This window comes from Sulfurospirillum deleyianum DSM 6946, from assembly GCF_000024885.1.
Taxonomy (GTDB): domain Bacteria; phylum Campylobacterota; class Campylobacteria; order Campylobacterales; family Sulfurospirillaceae; genus Sulfurospirillum; species Sulfurospirillum deleyianum.
In genome coordinates this window covers 1,804,413-1,822,406 of the sequence record NC_013512.1, presented here as the reverse complement: position 1 = coordinate 1,822,406, position 17,994 = coordinate 1,804,413, and the positions used below count along the sequence as shown (strand labels likewise).

Here is a 17,994-nt window from a genome sequence, read left to right as displayed (position 1 = left end):
TATTATTGAAACTTCAAATGCTATATCAAAGGTTATGAATTGAATCACGATGAGATTACGTTAGAAATTTTAAAAAATACGGGTCGAGTCATTTCTCATAAAGTATTGGCGGAGGAAATTGGGTACAGTGTAGGAAAGATAAATTATGTTCTTAGAGGGCTTATCGAAAAAGGTCTTATTAAGGCAGAGAGATTTATTAATTCGGATAAAAAGTTACAATACAAATACCTACTGACTGAAAAAGGTATTAAAGAAAAGATTGATATCACTCAAAGATTTATAGAAAGAAAAAAAGTAGAATACGACAAACTACAAAAAGAACTGGAGTCGTATAAAGGGCAATATGAATATGCTCAAAAGTGTGTGGCTCGATAATGGCAATACTTATAACAGGCGGGGCAGGTTATATAGGAAGCCATACCCTAATAGAACTAGCTAATGCAAATTATGACTTTGTAGTATATGATAACTTATCAAATTCATCAAAAGAATCACTTAAAAGAGTAGCTAATATTATCGATAAAGAGGTAACTTTTATAGAAGGTGATGTAAGAAATACTCAAAAATTAAAAGAAGTGTTTTTAACTTACTCTATTGACTCTGTTATTCATTTTGCAGGGCTTAAGGCGGTGGGTGAAAGTGTTGCTAAGCCACTTCAATATTATGATAATAACGTAGTAGGAACTTTAAATCTTCTTGAGATGATGAAAAAGTTTGATTGTAAAAAGATAGTATTTAGCTCCTCAGCTACAGTATATGGTGATCCTACTACTACTCCAATCGTTGAACATTTTCCAGTGGGTGCTACTACAAATCCATATGGAACTAGTAAATATATAATTGAAAGAATTTTAGAAGATTTATATATATCAGATAACTCTTTTCAAATAGTAATACTCAGATATTTTAATCCTGTAGGTGCACATGAAAGTGGTACTATAGGTGAAGATCCAAATGGTATGCCAAATAATCTTATGCCATTTATTTCGCAAGTTGCGGTAGGGAAAAGAGAATATTTATCTGTATTTGGAAGTGATTATGATACACATGATGGCACAGGAGTGAGAGATTATATCCATGTTGTGGATTTAGCAAATGCTCATGTAAAAGCAATAGACTATTTAAATAAACAATTAGATAATATCAAACTACTAATTACGAACATAGGTACAGGTAAAGGCTATAGTGTTCTTGATGTAGTGAAAGCCTTTGAAAAAGCGAGTGGCAAAGAAGTACCTTATAGACTATGTGGACGAAGAATAGGGGATATCGCAAAGTGCTATGCAAATCCTGCTTATGCAAAAGAAATTCTTGGCTGGGAAGCAAAAAGAACCCTAGAACAGATGTGTGAAGATAGTTGGAGATGGCAGTCAAATAATCCAAATGGGTATGGTTTTTAATGAAAATCTTAGTGACGGGAACGGCAGGATTTATAGGCTATCACTTAGCTAAAAAACTTCTAGAACGGGGTGATGAAGTCGTAGGAGTTGATAACATCAATGACTACTATGATGTAAATCTAAAATATGCAAGATTAGCAGAATTAGGAATCCATAAAAATGAAGTAAAAGACAATAAATTGCTTGGTTCAACAACTTATCCTAAGCATCAATTTATTAAAGTCAATCTTGACGATAGTGAAACTATAAATAAACTTTTTGAATCAGAAAAATTCGATGCAGTATGTAACTTAGCCGCGCAAGCGGGAGTGAGATACTCACTGGAAAATCCCCATGCCTATATCCAATCAAATGTAGTGGGATTTTTAAATATCTTAGAAGCGTGTAGAAATTATGGTGTTAAAAATTTATGTTATGCTTCTAGTTCTTCTGTATATGGATTAAATAAATCACAACCTTTTAAAACAAGTGACCACACAGACCATCCTATAAGTCTCTACGCTGCTACTAAAAAATCAAACGAGATGATGGCACACACTTATGCTCATTTGTATAATATCTCGTGTACGGGATTGCGGTTTTTTACTGTTTATGGGGAGATGGGACGGCCCGATATGGCTCCTATGCTTTTTGCAGATGCTATATTTAACGACAGACCTATAAAAGTATTTAACCACGGAAATATGAGTAGAGACTTTACTTATATAGGTGATATCGTAGATGGTATTGTCAAAGTGATAGACAATCCAGCTAAACCATCAGATAAATTCGATGCAAACAATCCTGATTCATCTATATCTAACGCACCATATAGAATCTATAATATCGGAAATAACTCTCCTGTGCAGCTACTAGATTTTATAAAAACGCTAGAAATTGCTATAGGAAAAGAAGCAGTACAAAATTTCATGGATATGCAAGATGGTGATGTCGTTTCTACTTATGCAGATGTGAGTGATCTTATCAATGATTTTGGGTATAAGCCTGATACTTCACTTGAAGTAGGAATTGAGAGATTTGTGAAGTGGTATAGAGAATTTTATGGAGTAAAAAATGATTAATATCATCTTGTGTGGCGGAAGTGGAACAAGGCTTTGGCCATTAAGTCGTACTCTTATGCCAAAACAATTTGTCAAGTTGTTTGATGGTCAATCCCTCTTTCAATTAACTATAAAACGTAACAGTCAACTGTGTAATGAACAGTTTATTGTTTCCAACAGTGAACAATATTTTTTAGCACTCGATCAACTTGAAGAGCTGAACAGCCTCCATAATCGCTATTTATTAGAGCCTATTGGTAGAAATACTGCTCCTGCAATTGCGTTAGCGTGCATGGCTTTAGATCCCAATGAAGTTGTACTGGTTACCCCCAGTGATCATCTCATTAAAGATCAAATAGCGTATGAAAATGCGGTGAATAGAGCGATTGTTCTTGCAGAAAAGGGCTTTTTGGTTACCTTTGGCATTCAACCAATTTTTGCTGAAATAGGCTTTGGCTACATTGAAGCCAATGGTGAAGAGGTGAAAGCCTTTCATGAAAAACCAGATAGTATAACGGCAGAAGCCTATATAAAAGCAGGGAATTACTACTGGAACAGTGGAATGTTTTGTTTTAAAGCAGGTACTTTTTTAGAAGAGCTTGAAATCTATTCACCAGAAATTTTTCTTACATGTAAAAAAGCTTATGAACATGCAAAATACGATGGGATGATTCGTATACACCATGAGGATATGCTGGTAATTCCTGAAGATAGCATTGATTATGCAGTGATGGAAAAGAGTCAAAAAGTTAAAGTGATTCCTAGTGATATTGGCTGGAGTGATGTCGGAAGCTTTGATGCCCTCTCCAATGAACTGAGTAATGATGAAGCGAATAATTTTATTCTTTCCCATAAACACGTCAGTTTGATTGATGTGCAGGACTTAATTGTTATTGATACGGAAGATGCGCTTTTAATTAGTCAAAAGGGAAGTTCTCAAAAAGTCAAAGAGATTGTAGGATGTCTTAAAAAAGAGAATATTGAACTTACAAAAACTCATGCAACCGTGCATCGACCATGGGGGACGTACAGCGTTTTAGAAGATAAACCAGGCTATAAAATTAAAAAAATTATAGTAAAACCTGGTAAAAGACTGAGTCTTCAAAAGCATTTTCATCGCAATGAACATTGGATAGTCGTCAGTGGTACCGCAACGGTGAGCGTAGAAGATAAAAGTTATATGGTAAGAGAAAATGAATCAACCTATATTAGAGCGGGTGAAATTCATCGACTTGAAAATCAAGGTAAAATTCCTATTGTACTCATTGAAGCGCAAGTGGGAAGTTACACGGGTGAAGATGATATTGTTAGAATTGAAGATGATTTTAAAAGGGAAAATATATGAGTCAAAAAGTAGCATTAATTACAGGCATTACAGGACAAGATGGAAGTTACTTAGCAGAGTTTTTGCTTAAAAAAGGGTACATTGTTCATGGTTTAAAAAGAAGAAGTTCTTTGTTTAATACGGATAGAATAGACCATCTTTACCAAGATCCTCATGAAAAAGATATCAAACTCTTTTTACATCATGGTGATATGACCGATAGTATGAATCTAACACGCATTATTCAAGAAACACAGCCTGATGAGATTTATAACTTAGCTGCAATGAGTCATGTACATGTGAGCTTTGAAACACCTGAGTATGTTGCTAATGCAGATGGTACAGGAACCCTTAGAATTTTAGAAGCGGTTCGTTTATTGGGGTTAGAAAAAAAGACAAAAATTTATCAAGCTAGTACCAGTGAACTGTACGGTAAAGTACAAGAAACCCCACAAAAAGAGACGACGCCTTTTTACCCAAGAAGCCCTTATGCGGTTGCGAAGATGTATGCCTACTGGATCACGGTTAATTACCGAGAAGCTTATGGGATGTTTGCGTGCAATGGCATACTTTTTAACCATGAGAGTCCCGTACGTGGCGAGACATTTGTTACACGTAAAATTACAAGAGCCGCTTCAAAGATTGCTCTTGGTTTACAAGATAAACTCTATCTTGGAAATCTCGATGCTAAACGTGATTGGGGTCATGCGAAAGATTATGTGCGTATGATGTGGATGATTCTTCAAGCCGATGAGCCAGAAGACTGGGTGATCGCAACAGGTCAAACAACAATGGTGCGTGATTTTGTACGTATGGCATTTGGGTATTGTGGCATTGAGTTAGAGTTTAGGGGCGAGGGTGTGAATGAAGTGGGTGTTGTTAAAGCCTGCATGAACCCAGAATATCAGGTAGCAATAGGCAAAGAAGTTGTAGCGGTTGATCCTCGCTACTTTAGACCAACTGAAGTTGATCTTCTTTTGGGTGATCCAAGTAAAGCAGAACAAAAACTAGGATGGAATAGAGAATACAATCTTCAAAACCTAGTCGAAGATATGATGAAAAGTGACCTAAAACTGATGACAAAAGATGTTTATCTTAAAGAGGGTGGCTATAAAATCATGAGTTACTTTGAGTAGGATTTCGTAAATATGCAAAAAATATTAATAACTGGTTCAAGTGGCATGGTTGGGAAAAATATAGTAGAGTTTGAAAAGTCAAAAAACTATATTCTCTTAACACCATCAAGTAAAGAGCTTAATCTTTTGGATAAAAATTCAGTTGAGATGTATCTAAAAATAAATAAGCCAGATGTTGTAATTCACTGTGCTGGGAGAGTTGGTGGCATTCAAGCTAATATGGCTCATCCTGTTGATTTTTTAGTGCAAAATACTCAAATGGGACTAAATATCATCATGGCTTCTTATGAAGCTAGAATTACAAAATTCATCAATATGAGTAGTTCTTGTATGTATCCACGATATGCCAAAAATCCATTAGGGGAAGAGTTGATACTTAAAGGTGAACTTGAACCAACAAATGAGGGTTATGCAATAGCAAAAGTGACATCCACTAGACTTTGTGAATATATTAATAAAGAGAATAAAGAATTTCACTATAAAACGATCATACCATGTAACCTTTATGGAAGATATGATAAGTTTGACCCAAAACATTCTCATATGCTTCCAGCAGTAATAAAAAAAATACATGAAGCAAAAATGAACAATGAAGCTACCTTAGATATTTGGGGTGATGGAGAAGCAAGAAGAGAATTTATGTATGCTGAGGATTTAGCAGATTTTACATACTTTGCACTTGAAAACTTCGAATCTATACCACAAAATATAAATGTAGGTTTAGGACATGACTATACTATAAATGAATATTATAAAGTTATAGCAGAAGTTATTGGTTTTGAGGGTGAATTTGTGCATGACTTATCACAGCCTGTTGGAATGAAACAAAAGCTTATTGATGATACTAAACTTAAAAACTTTGGTTGGAAATATAAAATATCTTTAAAAGATGGAATCAAAAAAACATATGAATATTACTTAAAAGAGGTATTAAATGACAAATAGCTATCCGTTAGCAACATCAACATGGGATGAAAAAGAGTTAGAAGCAATTCAAAATGTAATAAATAGAGATATGTACACTATGGGTGAAAGTGTTGCACAGTTTGAGAAAGATTTTTGCCAATTTACTGGAAGTAAATATGCAGTTATGGTAAGCTCAGGTTCAACTGCAAACTTAATAGCAACAGCAGCACTTTTTTATACAAAAAATCCAAAGCTTAAGCGAGGTGATGAAGTCATAGTTCCTGCTGTTTCATGGTCAACTACATACTATCCATTACATCAATATGGATTAAAATTAAAGTTTGTAGATATAGATTTAGAAACTTTGAATTATGACTTAGATGCCTTAAAAGAAGCAATTAGTGAAAATACAAAAATGATTATGGTAGTAAATCTTTTAGGTAATCCAAATGATTTTGATAAAATTTTCGAGATGACAAAAGATAAAGATATTATCGTTTTAGAAGATAACTGTGAATCTATGGGCGCAGAATATAAAGGTAAACAAGCCGGTACATTTGGAATCATGGGAACATTTTCAACTTTCTTTTCTCATCATATGTCTACGATGGAAGGTGGATTTGTGGTAACAGATGATGAAGAACTTTATCATATATTACTCTCTTTAAGAGCTCATGGATGGACTAGAAATCTTCCAAAAGAAAATAAAGTATGTACTAAAAGTGATAATTGGTTTGAAGAGTCATTTAGGTTTGTACTACCAGGGTACAATGTTCGACCAGTAGAGATGAGTGGCGCAATAGGAATAGAACAACTTAAAAAACTTCCAAACTTTTTAGCTAAAAGAAGAGAAAATGCAAAATTGTTTCAAGAGTTGTTTTCAAATCATCCTGATTTTATTATTCAAAAAGATATTTGTAATAGTTCTTGGTTTGGATTTTCATTTATCATTAAACCAAATTCAAAATTAAAACGAGTAGATGTAGTAAAAAAACTTATGGAAGCTAAAATAGATTGTAGACCAATAGTAACTGGGAATTTCACAAGAAATGATGTTATGAAATATTTTGATTATGAGATACATAGTGAACTCAAAAATGCTGATTATTTGCATGAAAATGGATTGTTTGTTGGGAATCATCAGATAAGTTTAGAAGATGAGATTAAAAATTTATATAAAGTATTAAAATGATAATAATTAAAATTATGGGTGGATTAACTAGTCAAATGCATAAATATGCATTAGGACGTGTTTTATCTTTAAAATATAATGTTCCTTTGAAATTAGATTTAACATGGTTTGATAATCCAAAAAGTGATACGCCTTGGGAATATCAACTGGATTATTTTAATATAAATGCTACTATTGCAACAGTAAGTGAAATAAAGAAATTGAAAGGCAATAATTTATTTAATAGAATTGCTAGAAAGATAGAAAAATTTTTTTCAATAAGAATTTATAAAAAGAGTTACATTAATAAAAGTTTTATCTCAATATCTGATTTTCATAAATTAAAATCAGATATTTATTTAGATGGAGAATGGAATGGATTTAAATATTTTGAAGATTATCAAGATACTATAAAAAATGAGTTAACGTTAAAAAGAGGATCAAGCATTAATATTCAAAATACAATAAAAGAATTAAAATCAAGTGATAATTCAGTTTTTCTTCATATTAGGAGAGGTGATTATCTTTCAAATAAAAATGCTGCAGCTTTTCATGCAAAGTGTAGTTTGGATTATTATTATAAAGCAATTCAAATTGTAAAAGAAAAAATAGACAATCCAATTTTTTATATTTTTTCAGATGACATATTATGGGTAAAAAAAAATTTCGTAATAAACGAGTCTTGTAGATTTATGGAAAAAAATCAGAATTTTGAAGATTTGTTATTAATGTCATATTGCAAACATGGAATAACAGCAAATAGTGGATTCAGTTTAATGGCAGGTTGGCTTAACCAAAATAAAGATAAGATGATTATAGTTCCTCAGACATGGGTTAATGACGATAGAATAAATATAAATATTCTTAATTCCCTTGAACAAGATAATTTTACAATAATTAGATAAAAAAATGAAAGGGATAATATTAGCAGGTGGTAGCGGAACAAGACTTTATCCAATAACAAGAAGTATAAGTAAGCAACTACTTCCAATCTATGATAAACCAATGATATATTATCCTTTATCAGTTTTGATGTTAGCAGGTATTAAAGAGATACTTATTATTTCAACTCCGCAAGATATTGTAAAGTTTGAAGAACTTTTAGGAGGTGGAAGTGATTGGGGAATAAATTTAAAATACAAAATTCAACCAACTCCAGATGGGTTAGCTCAAGCTTTTATTTTAGGTGAAGAGTTTATTGGCAATGATAGTGTGTGCCTTATCTTGGGTGATAATATATTTTATGGTCAAGGATTTTCTTCTATGCTTAAAGAGGTGGCAACTTTAAAAGATGGAACAGTTATATTTGGATATCAAGTAAAAGATCCAGAAAGATTTGGTGTAGTTGAATTTGATAAAGATAAAAATGTAATCAGTATAGAAGAAAAACCAAATAAGCCAAAATCAAACTTTGCAGTAACAGGATTATATTTTTATGATAATGATGTGATTGAAATAGCAAAAAATGTTAAGCCAAGTGAGAGAGGTGAATTAGAAATTACAACAGTGAATCAAGAGTACCTAAAAAGAGGAAAATTAAAAGTTGAGCTTTTAGGAAGAGGATTTGCATGGCTAGATACTGGTACTCATGATAGCTTAATAGAAGCAGGACAATTTGTACAAACTATAGAGCATAGACAAGGATATAAAATAGCTTGCCTTGAAGAGATAGCATATAGAAATGGTTGGATAAATAAAGATAAAGTGCTAGAAATAGCAAAACCACTTTCTAAAAATGGTTACGGACAATATCTTTATGATTTAGTAAAGGAAGATGATGCTCAATAACAATAATAAATCATTACTCCTCACAGGAACAGCAGGATTTATAGGCTCAAATTTTGTACCATATTTCCTAGAAAAATACCCAGAGTACAATTTAGTAAACCTAGACTTGCTCACTTACGCAGGGAACTTAGAAAACCTAAAAGAGTGTGAACAAAATCCACGATATAAATTTATCAAAGGGGATATTTGTAACCGTGAGCTTGTAGAGTTTATCTTTAATGAATACGATATAAGAGGTGTTATCCACTTTGCGGCTGAAAGTCATGTAGATAACTCTATCAAAAACCCAGGTGTATTTGTCCAAACAAATGTAAATGGTACTTATACCCTTGTCGATGTAGCGAAAAACTATTGGATGGAGAAGCCTTTTACTTATAAAGAAGCTTATCAAAACTGTAGATTTCACCATATTTCAACAGATGAAGTCTATGGAACACTCACCCTTGACCCAAATGATTTGTTTACAGAAACCACTCCCTATATGCCAAACTCTCCATATTCCGCTTCAAAAGCTTCAAGTGATATGATTATTCGAGCATATTATGAGACTTATGGACTCAATACTGTTATCACAAACTGCTCAAATAACTATGGACCAAAACAACACGATGAGAAACTCATCCCAACTATCATAAGAAATGCCCTTAAAGGAAACCCAATACCAATCTATGGTGATGGGAAAAATATCCGAGATTGGCTTTATGTACTTGACCACTGTAAAGGGATAGATATCGTTTATCATACAGGTAAAACAGGAGATACTTATAATATCGGTGGGAGAAATGAAAGAACAAATCTTCAGATAGTAGATAGAATTTGTACTATTTTAGACCAACAAGTTCCAAAATCAAATTTTTCATATAAAAGTTTAATAACATTTGTAGAAGATAGAGCAGGACATGATAGACGCTATGCTATTGATGCCACAAAACTAAAAAATGAACTAGAGTGGAAAGCAAACGAAACATTCGACACAGGAATAGTTAAAACTATTGAGTGGTATTTAAATAAATATGGGATTAGTAAATGATTACAACTTTACAAGAATTTAAAGTATTAGGAGACTATAGAGGGCAACTTATAGCACTTGAAGCAAATAGACAAATACCTTTTGATGTCAAAAGAGTTTTTTATATCTACGGAACACAAGAAGGAATTCCTAGAGGAAATCATTCTCATTATAAAACAAAACAGTTTCTTGTATCTGTTGTGGGAAGTTGTAAAGTTACTTTAGATAATGGAAAAGAAAAAAAAACATATGAACTGAACAAACCAAATTTGGGCCTTTTTCAAGATGCACTTATTTGGGGAACGATGCATGATTTTAGTGGTGATTGTGTACTTATGGTTTTAGCTGATGAATATTATGATGCTAGTGATTATATTACTAACTATGATACATTCTTAGAGATGGTAAATAATGATTCATAAATTAGCAGATGTTCAAACGAAACATATTGGTGCAAATACAAATATTTGGCAGTTTTGTGTTGTTTTAAAAAATGCAAAGATAGGTAATAACAGTAATATCAATGCTGGAGTTCTAATAGAAAATGATGTAATTATAGGAGATAATGTAACCATAAAAAGTGGTGTGCAAGTTTGGGATGGAATAACCCTAGAAGATAATGTTTTTATCGGTCCAAATGTAACTTTCACAAATGATTTTTTACCACGAAGTAAACAATATCCAAAAGAGTTTTTAAAAACTATTATAAAAAAATCAGCTTCAATAGGTGCAAATAGTACGATTGTAGGTGGTATCACTATTGGAGAATATGCGATGATAGGAGCGGGAAGTGTTGTAACCAAAGATGTAGGAACTCAAGAACTTTGGTATGGAAATCCTGCTAAACATAAAGGGTATGTTTGCAAATGTGGACAGAAGTGTGATGAAAGCCTTACATGTAAAGAGTGCTTAGAGGGGGGGGGGTAGATAGTTATGTTAGCCTAATGGCGGCATGATCATTTATGGCAAAAATATAAATATGAGAACAGTTACTATAGAAGATGCAGAGTTTATTTATAGCATGAGACAAAATCAAGATAAAACGAAATATCTTTCAAAAGTAACAGGTACAGTTGCGTCTCAAAAAGAGTGGATAAAAAGTTATAAACAACGAGAAGAAGAGAAAAAAGAATTTTACTTTGTAATCGAATCAAAAGATGAAGAAAAACTTGGACTTGTAAGAATGTATGATTTTAAAAATAACTCATTCTGCTGGGGAAGTTGGCTTATAAAAGAGGATGCTCCAAAAACTACAGCCATAGAATCTGCACTTCAAATATATGAGTTTGCCTTTTACACACTAGGGTTTGAAAAATCTCATTTTGAAGTTCAAAAAGGAAATGATAAAGTGACAGCATTTCATCAAAGATTTGGAGCAAAAGTGGTAGCTGAAAACGAGTTGGAATATTTTTTCAATTTTGAAAAAAGTGAATATGAAATAACAAAAGAAAAATATAAGAGGTATTTGTAAGATGATTCCATTTTTAGATTTAAAAGGCATAAACACTCAGTATAGAGCTGCGTTAATAGAAGCTTGCACAAGGGTGATAGATAGTGGTTGGTACATACAAGGAAATGAACATAAAGAGTTTGAAAAAGAGTTTGCAGCGTATTGTGGTACAAAGTATGCCATTGGTGTTGCAAATGGTCTTGATGCACTTATCTTAGTTCTAAGAGCATATAAAGAGATGGGTGTCATGAGCGATGGGGATGAAGTGATAGTTCCTTCAAACACTTACATTGCATCTATCTTGGCAATTTCTCAAAACAATCTTGTACCTATTTTAGTAGAACCAGATATAAATACTTTTCTTTTAGACCCAGCTAAAATAGAAGAAAAAATCACTTCAAAAACAAAAGCAATTTTGCCAGTACATCTATATGGACAAACTTGTGAGATGAGCAAGATAAACGCAATAGCAAAAAAACATAACTTAAAAGTGATAGAAGACTCAGCCCAATCTCATGGTGCATACTTTGAAGATAAACGCAGTGGAAATCTAGGAGATGCAAGCGGATTTAGCTTTTACCCTGGAAAAAATCTTGGAGCCTTAGGTGATGGTGGAGCAGTTACAACAAATGATGAAGAATTAGCGAGTGCTATAAAAGCACTAGGAAACTATGGAAGCCATAAAAAATATGAAAATCTTTATAAAGGAATAAACAGCAGACTTGATGAAATGCAAGCAGCAATGCTTAGAGTAAAATTAAGATACCTTGATAATGAAGTAGAAAAAAGAAGAGGGATAGCAAACTATTATCTACAAAATATCAAAAATGATAAATTAATTTTACCAACTTTAAGAGCAGAAGATAATCATGTGTGGCATCTGTTTGCGATAAGAACAAATAAAAGAGATGAACTACAAAAATATCTACAGGAAAATGACATTCAAACACTTATCCACTATCCACTACCTCCACATAAACAAAATGCTTATAAAGAGTGGAATAATGATAGTTATCCAATAAGTGGACAAATACATAATGAAGTGTTGAGTTTGCCTATTAGTGGTGTTCAGAGTTTGGAAGATACTATGCAGATTGTTAAGGTTTTAAATGAGTATAAATAATTTTATCTTTAAGGTAAAGCGAAAACTAAAGCATATCGTTGAGTATTTTATTTTTCAATACCCAAGAATTTTGAAGTACAAAATGTTATCAAACTGTAAAAATATAGTTGGCAAACCAATCTATAATCAGCCAACTCAACTATTAGGGGGGGGGACAATCGTGTTTGGTAAAAATGTAAACCTTGGTGTAACGCCAAGCCCTTATCTCTACAGTGGTTATGGATATATTGACACTAGAAATGAACATTCAAAAATAGTTATCGGTGATGATGTTTGGATAAATAATAACTTTATGATCACAAGTGAAGGTGAAGGGATTGAAATAAGAGAAAAAACTCTTATTGGACTAAATGTTGAGATAACAGATAGTGATTTTCACGATTTACATCCAGAGAGACGAATGACGGGAACTCCAAAAACTGCAAAAGTAGTTATTGGTAAAAATGTATTTATTGGTTCTAATGTAAAGATTTTAAAAGGTGTAACTATTGGAGACAATAGTGTGATAGCAAATAGTTCTGTTGTTACAAAATTAATTCCTGAAAATGTAATTGCTGGTGGATATCCTGCAAAAGTGATAAGAAAATTGGATATTTAATATGATAATAATAAAAATAATGGGTGGCTTGGCGAGTCAATTACATAAGTACTCAGTTGGTAGAGCATTGTCTCTAAAATATAATACTGAATTAAAACTTGATATTTTTTGGTTTGATAATATTTCAGGTTCTGATACTATTAGAGAATATCACTTAGACAAATATAATGTGGTTGCAAAGATTGCAACAGAGCAAGAAATAAAACAGTTTAAACCCAATAAGTATTTATTAAAAATTAATAATTTATTTCAGAAATTTACTAACTGGAAAATAAATTATAGAAATTATTGTAATGAAAGTTTTATTTCCTTGGAGAATTTCAATTTGCTTCCAGATAATATTTATGTTGAGGGAGAATGGAGTGGAGATAGATATTTTAGTCATATAAAAGAAATTTTACAGAAAGAATTGACTTTAAAATCTGAATATATGGATTCAACAAATCATTTTTTGGCTAAGCAAAGTAGTGATTTTGCGCATGATGATAATGCATCGAAATTACATTGTACTTGTAGTTTGGAATACTATAAAAAAGCACTTCAATATATATCAAAGAATTTATTGAAAATGAAATTACTAATCTTTTCAGATGATCTTGATTGGCTTAAGCCCAATTTTAATTTTTTAGATAATGTTGAATTTGAATTTGTTGAAGGATTTCAAGACTACGAAGAGTTTCATTTGATGACTTTAAGTAAGCATAATATTATTGCTAATAGTGGTTTTAGTTTGTTTTTTGCATGGTTGAATATTAATCATAATAAAATTATTATATCTCTATCAGAATGGGTATTTGAAGAAAAACTAAATAAGTATATTATTGATAATATAAAAGATAAAAATATTTTATTTTTGGAAAACTTAGAATGAATAAACCATTAGTTTCGGTATTAATACCATTATATAACCATGAAAGTTTTGTTGAATTTGCTATTGAAAGTGTTATGCAACAGACATACAGGAATATAGAATTAATAGTAATAAATGATGGTTCTACTGATAATTCAGATGATGTAGCACAAAAACTGTTAGTCAAATATAGTTTTCAATATTATAAACAAGAAAATCAAGGATTAATTTTTACTATAGAAAAATTAAGAAGTCTATCCAGAGGAAAATATATTTCACTTTTGGCTTCTGATGATGCGTTTGTAGATAACAAAATTGAAGTTTTAGTTAATTATCTTGAAAATAATCCTCAATATGCAATGGTTTATTCTAATATGTATTTTATAAATATGAAAAATCAAATTATAGGTAAGATTAAAGATGGTGGAGAAAAAGGAAATATATTTGAAAGTTTACTTTGTGGAAATTTTTTTATTAATAGTTTAACAACACTTATAAATAAAGATATATTTATGAAATATAATTATGACAAAGGATATATTGAAGATTTTCAGATGTGGTTGAAAATAACAAAAGATAATCAAATAGGTTATGTAGATGAATATTTAGCTTTATACAGAGTTGGTAATGCATTAAGTTTATCTAGTAATATATCAAAAATGCAAAAAGCAGAAGAAGAGATAATCTTAAAATATTCAAATGAACCAATTTTTGATGAAGCTTTGAGAAAGTGGAATATTAGATGGCTTGGAAGTTTTGGAAAATGCAATAAAATTTATGCAATAAAATATTTTTTATTTAAAAATATTACATATAGAAATTTTTTTGATTTAAATTTTTTTAAAGCACTATTAAAATTATTGATACCTTGTTTCATTTTTAAAAGAATTAAATGAAAGAAATATATTACACTGTATTAACTCAGGCTATTCAAATGGGTGGAGGACTTCTGGTTTTTAAGATACTTACCTCAAAGCTATCTGGTTTAGATTTTGGGCTTTATGCTTTGATCTTATCCTTCAGTGCAATCATTTTTACATTTCCTTTTACAGCCATTCAACAAGCTTTGACAAAGTATACATCTGTATTATCACAAAAGAGAGCTATTGATGTTTACAAAACAATTTTCATATTAGATATAGCATTTTTTGTAATCTATATAGTTTTAACAATGATTTTATTTTTTTCTAATCTGATAAATATTGATGGTGTTGAATATATTGTAGTTATGGCTTATATTGTAAGTGAAGTATTAAAAATTAATAACTATATATTTATAAATTCTTTAAGAAATAGAAAAAAATATCTTAATTCTATTTTTGTTGAATTTTTCTTGAAATTAGTGTTATTGTCTATTCTCTCAAATTCTACTATGGGAGTATTTACCATATTTATAATAGTAAATATAGTAATTATTATCTATTCTAAACCTAAGAATTCAGATTTCAATTTTCCAAATAGGGTTCAGTTTTTTTATTGGGCAAAAATGATATATATTTTTGCTTCTCCTTTGGCTATTTGGGGGATATTTGGCTGGATGAGAGATATGTCTAATAGGTGGATAATAGAATATTATCTCACTTTAGAGGATGTAGCTCTTTTTGCTGTAATGAATTCTTTGGTGGTAATAATTCCAGGAGCATTACAAGCTTTTTTTGGAATGTATTTTATGCCAATACTATATAAAAAAGAAAAGGAAAAAAAAGGTTCAATTAGAGAATTTAATAAAAAAATATTAATTATAGGTTTTTTCATAATGATATTTGGAGCATTATTTATTAATTTCTTTTCTGAATATATAGTTACTATTTTATCTGATGTTAAATACATTGGGGGAGCTTGGATGCTAGTACCTATGTTTTTAACATATTCATTGTTTTCGCTAACAATGTCAATTACTTCAGAAATATTTGCACACAATAAAACAAAACTATTATTAATGCCAAATATTATTTCAGGAATAGTTTCAATGATAGCTTTTTTATTTTTAGTTAAATTTTATGGAATGAACGGTGCATTATATGCTTTTATTATCTCATACTTGAGTTATAGTATATTAACTTTTTTTGTAGTCTATAAGTTTAAAATATGATATTAAATAGAAAAATTTTATTTTTACAATTTTTATCAAATATATTAATTATTTGTTTAGTTTTATTAACAATTAGAAAGAGATCAATAGATATAAATATTATATATTTTTGTTATTTTATATTAGTATTGACATATTTAGATTCTTTTTTTTTACATAAAACGGAAGATTCTCCTACGGAGAGTTTTGTTTCTTTTAACATAAGTAGATATTTAGTTTTTTTCATAGGATATGTGATTTTTTACTTTGCGTATTATTACCCTAAGAATGAAATAATAAGTGTAATCGCTCCTGATGAATATTTTGATAGTGGTATGTATGTGTATGTGGCCAAAAATCTTGTTAATGGATTGTCTGTTGTAAATACAGATTTTGCATTATATTATGGTACGCAGATGTCTCCTAATTGGGCATTGATCGTTTACCTTTATGGGGGAATGTTTTTAATATTTGGAATTGAAGAACAAATTTTACCAATGATAAATTTATTTATTTATTCTTATATGTTTTTCTTCTTTATATATATTTTAAAAATGACAAATTTAAGTAAAAATAAAATTTATAGTATTTCTTTTTTGATGTTATTGTTACCTGGACCAATCTATTGGATCGCATCACTATCAAAAGAAGTTTTATATTATGTTTTTTTGGCAATATTGTTTTATTTATTATTTAAGAATAAAAAAGTTATTTCAAAAAGAATAATATTCATTTCACTTTTAGCTTCATTTCTTTCTAGATTTAATATTGTGGCAATAATAATTTTTAGTAAAATTTCTAATTTATTAAACTATAACACTAAAAAGTCATTTATTAAAAATTTATTTAAAACTTATATTTTTATTTTATTTATCTTTATATTGTCAATATATTTCTTAGATTTATTGTTCAATATAAATTTTTTTCAAAGTCCAATGTATATCCCTTTTGGCTTTGATACAGAAGAGCTTTGGGGATATAAAATGGACTATGTTCCTATGAGTATTTTAGAACTACTGTATAAACTCCCAGTGAAATTTTTATTAACAATTTTTAGTGAAGTGAATATTATCTATTTATTTAGGTTTCCTTATGGAAATACAAATTCATATGCTATTGTTTTTAATATACTAGAGGGATTTATAAGGAGTATGTTTATAATACTTCTCTTAGTAAATTTTTATAGGAAAAAAGATATTAATAATATAACCTATAAGTTTATGGGATTAACTTTTATATTTTGGCTTTTATTTGCGATATCCATTGGTTTTTTTCAATCAAGATATTTGATTTTCGGGGATTACCTTTTAATATTTTCATATATTTTTTTAAAATCAAACAGGAGATATCAATGAATAAAATTGGAATATTGTACATATGTACAGGTGATTATTGGAAATTTTGGGAAAATTTTTATAAAAGTTCAGAAGAATTATTCTTAACAAATGAAGAAAAACACTATTTTCTTTTTACGGATAATAGGGAACTGTTAAATATTAATAATGAAAGAATTCATTCATTTTTTCAAGAAAAGATGGATTGGCCATATCCAACTTTGTATAGATATAAAACATTCATAAAGTATAAAACAGTATTCCAAGATATGGATTATTTAATATTTTGTAATGCAAATCTATTATTTAACGAAAAAATTTCAAGAAATGACTTATTTGCCAATAAAGAGTTGTTTGCTACCTTGCATCCAGGTTTTTTTGATAAAAAACCTCAAAAGTTTACTTATGAAACAAATATAAAATCTTTAGCTTATACTGAAAAAAAAGTAGATAGCATTTATGTATGTGGTGGATTTAATGGTGGAATAAAAAATGATTTTCTTAAGATGGCAGAGATATTAGATGATAATATAGATAAAGATTTTTCAGAAAGTATAATCGCAATTTGGCATGATGAAAGCCATATAAATAATTATGTACAAAATAATAAAGAAAAATTTAATATTCTTTCACCTAGTTTTTGTTATCCTCAGCATTATAGTATCGATATTAATAAAAAAATTATAGTTCAAGATAAAGAGAAAATAATAAGTATAAAACACAAGGGAGTATTTTATAATATTCGATTTCTTATTATTAAAATGTTAAAAAAAATGTTCAGGCATAGGAGATAA

Annotated in this window: 20 protein-coding genes; all 20 read left to right on the top strand. The window is 30.1% G+C overall.

The window, feature by feature from the left end:
- Positions 1 to 39: 39 nt before the first annotated feature.
- From SDEL_RS09080 to SDEL_RS08985, 20 genes are read left to right on the top strand one after another with little or no spacing between them, the layout of a single operon-like run.
- Complete coding sequence (locus tag SDEL_RS09080; RefSeq protein ID WP_012857559.1) at positions 40 to 375, top strand: MarR family EPS-associated transcriptional regulator; 336 nt, start codon at positions 40 to 42, stop codon at positions 373 to 375.
- Positions 375 to 1,400 (top strand): UDP-glucose 4-epimerase GalE, encoded by a 1,026-nt coding sequence (gene galE / locus SDEL_RS09075; RefSeq protein ID WP_012857558.1) that lies wholly within the window; start codon positions 375 to 377, stop codon positions 1,398 to 1,400. Before SDEL_RS09080 ends, galE begins: the two co-directional genes overlap by 1 nt.
- The gene (locus SDEL_RS09070; protein ID WP_012857557.1) at positions 1,400 to 2,461 is read left to right on the top strand and encodes an NAD-dependent epimerase; all 1,062 of its coding nucleotides are present in this window, start codon (positions 1,400 to 1,402) and stop codon (positions 2,459 to 2,461) included. Before galE ends, SDEL_RS09070 begins: the two co-directional genes overlap by 1 nt.
- Positions 2,454 to 3,785: a mannose-1-phosphate guanylyltransferase/mannose-6-phosphate isomerase gene (locus SDEL_RS09065; RefSeq protein WP_012857556.1), complete on the top strand. Its 1,332-nt coding sequence runs from the start codon at positions 2,454 to 2,456 to the stop codon at positions 3,783 to 3,785. Before SDEL_RS09070 ends, SDEL_RS09065 begins: the two co-directional genes overlap by 8 nt.
- Entirely contained in the window at positions 3,782 to 4,900 is a 1,119-nt protein-coding gene (gmd, locus tag SDEL_RS09060; protein WP_012857555.1) for a GDP-mannose 4,6-dehydratase, read from the top strand. Before SDEL_RS09065 ends, gmd begins: the two co-directional genes overlap by 4 nt.
- A gap of 12 nt (positions 4,901 to 4,912) precedes the next feature.
- A complete protein-coding gene (locus SDEL_RS09055) occupies positions 4,913 to 5,845 on the top strand; it encodes a GDP-L-fucose synthase family protein (protein ID WP_012857554.1) in 933 nt (310 codons plus the stop codon).
- Entirely contained in the window at positions 5,835 to 6,998 is a 1,164-nt protein-coding gene (locus SDEL_RS09050; protein WP_012857553.1) for a DegT/DnrJ/EryC1/StrS family aminotransferase, read from the top strand. The genes SDEL_RS09055 and SDEL_RS09050 overlap by 11 nt, the downstream gene beginning before the upstream one ends.
- Entirely contained in the window at positions 6,995 to 7,882 is an 888-nt protein-coding gene (locus SDEL_RS09045; RefSeq protein WP_012857552.1) for an alpha-1,2-fucosyltransferase, read from the top strand. Before SDEL_RS09050 ends, SDEL_RS09045 begins: the two co-directional genes overlap by 4 nt.
- 4 nt (positions 7,883 to 7,886) lie before the next feature.
- Positions 7,887 to 8,765 carry a glucose-1-phosphate thymidylyltransferase RfbA gene (gene rfbA, locus SDEL_RS09040; RefSeq protein WP_012857551.1) on the top strand — a complete coding sequence of 293 codons (879 nt, stop codon included), beginning with the start codon at positions 7,887 to 7,889 and terminating at the stop codon, positions 8,763 to 8,765.
- Positions 8,755 to 9,795 carry a dTDP-glucose 4,6-dehydratase gene (rfbB, locus tag SDEL_RS09035; RefSeq protein WP_012857550.1) on the top strand — a complete coding sequence of 347 codons (1,041 nt, stop codon included), beginning with the start codon at positions 8,755 to 8,757 and terminating at the stop codon, positions 9,793 to 9,795. Before rfbA ends, rfbB begins: the two co-directional genes overlap by 11 nt.
- Positions 9,792 to 10,196, top strand: a complete 405-nt coding sequence (locus SDEL_RS09030) for a sugar 3,4-ketoisomerase (protein WP_012857549.1) — start codon at positions 9,792 to 9,794, stop codon at positions 10,194 to 10,196. The genes rfbB and SDEL_RS09030 overlap by 4 nt, the downstream gene beginning before the upstream one ends.
- A complete protein-coding gene (locus tag SDEL_RS09025) occupies positions 10,186 to 10,701 on the top strand; it encodes an acyltransferase (RefSeq protein ID WP_012857548.1) in 516 nt (171 codons plus the stop codon). The genes SDEL_RS09030 and SDEL_RS09025 overlap by 11 nt, the downstream gene beginning before the upstream one ends.
- A gap of 25 nt (positions 10,702 to 10,726) precedes the next feature.
- Entirely contained in the window at positions 10,727 to 11,245 is a 519-nt protein-coding gene (locus SDEL_RS09020; protein WP_012857547.1) for a GNAT family N-acetyltransferase, read from the top strand.
- Position 11,246: 1 nt separating this feature from the next.
- Complete coding sequence (locus SDEL_RS09015; protein WP_012857546.1) at positions 11,247 to 12,347, top strand: DegT/DnrJ/EryC1/StrS family aminotransferase; 1,101 nt, start codon at positions 11,247 to 11,249, stop codon at positions 12,345 to 12,347.
- Entirely contained in the window at positions 12,334 to 12,945 is a 612-nt protein-coding gene (locus tag SDEL_RS09010) for an acyltransferase (RefSeq protein WP_012857545.1), read from the top strand. The genes SDEL_RS09015 and SDEL_RS09010 overlap by 14 nt, the downstream gene beginning before the upstream one ends.
- 1 nt (position 12,946) lies before the next feature.
- A complete protein-coding gene (locus SDEL_RS11725) occupies positions 12,947 to 13,816 on the top strand; it encodes an alpha-1,2-fucosyltransferase (RefSeq protein WP_012857544.1) in 870 nt (289 codons plus the stop codon).
- The gene (locus tag SDEL_RS09000) at positions 13,813 to 14,691 is read left to right on the top strand and encodes a glycosyltransferase family 2 protein (RefSeq protein WP_012857543.1); all 879 of its coding nucleotides are present in this window, start codon (positions 13,813 to 13,815) and stop codon (positions 14,689 to 14,691) included. Before SDEL_RS11725 ends, SDEL_RS09000 begins: the two co-directional genes overlap by 4 nt.
- The gene (locus SDEL_RS08995) at positions 14,688 to 15,887 is read left to right on the top strand and encodes a lipopolysaccharide biosynthesis protein (protein WP_012857542.1); all 1,200 of its coding nucleotides are present in this window, start codon (positions 14,688 to 14,690) and stop codon (positions 15,885 to 15,887) included. The genes SDEL_RS09000 and SDEL_RS08995 overlap by 4 nt, the downstream gene beginning before the upstream one ends.
- The gene (locus SDEL_RS08990; protein WP_012857541.1) at positions 15,884 to 17,221 is read left to right on the top strand and encodes an O-antigen polymerase; all 1,338 of its coding nucleotides are present in this window, start codon (positions 15,884 to 15,886) and stop codon (positions 17,219 to 17,221) included. Before SDEL_RS08995 ends, SDEL_RS08990 begins: the two co-directional genes overlap by 4 nt.
- Positions 17,218 to 17,994: a glycosyl transferase gene (locus SDEL_RS08985; protein WP_012857540.1), complete on the top strand. Its 777-nt coding sequence runs from the start codon at positions 17,218 to 17,220 to the stop codon at positions 17,992 to 17,994. The genes SDEL_RS08990 and SDEL_RS08985 overlap by 4 nt, the downstream gene beginning before the upstream one ends.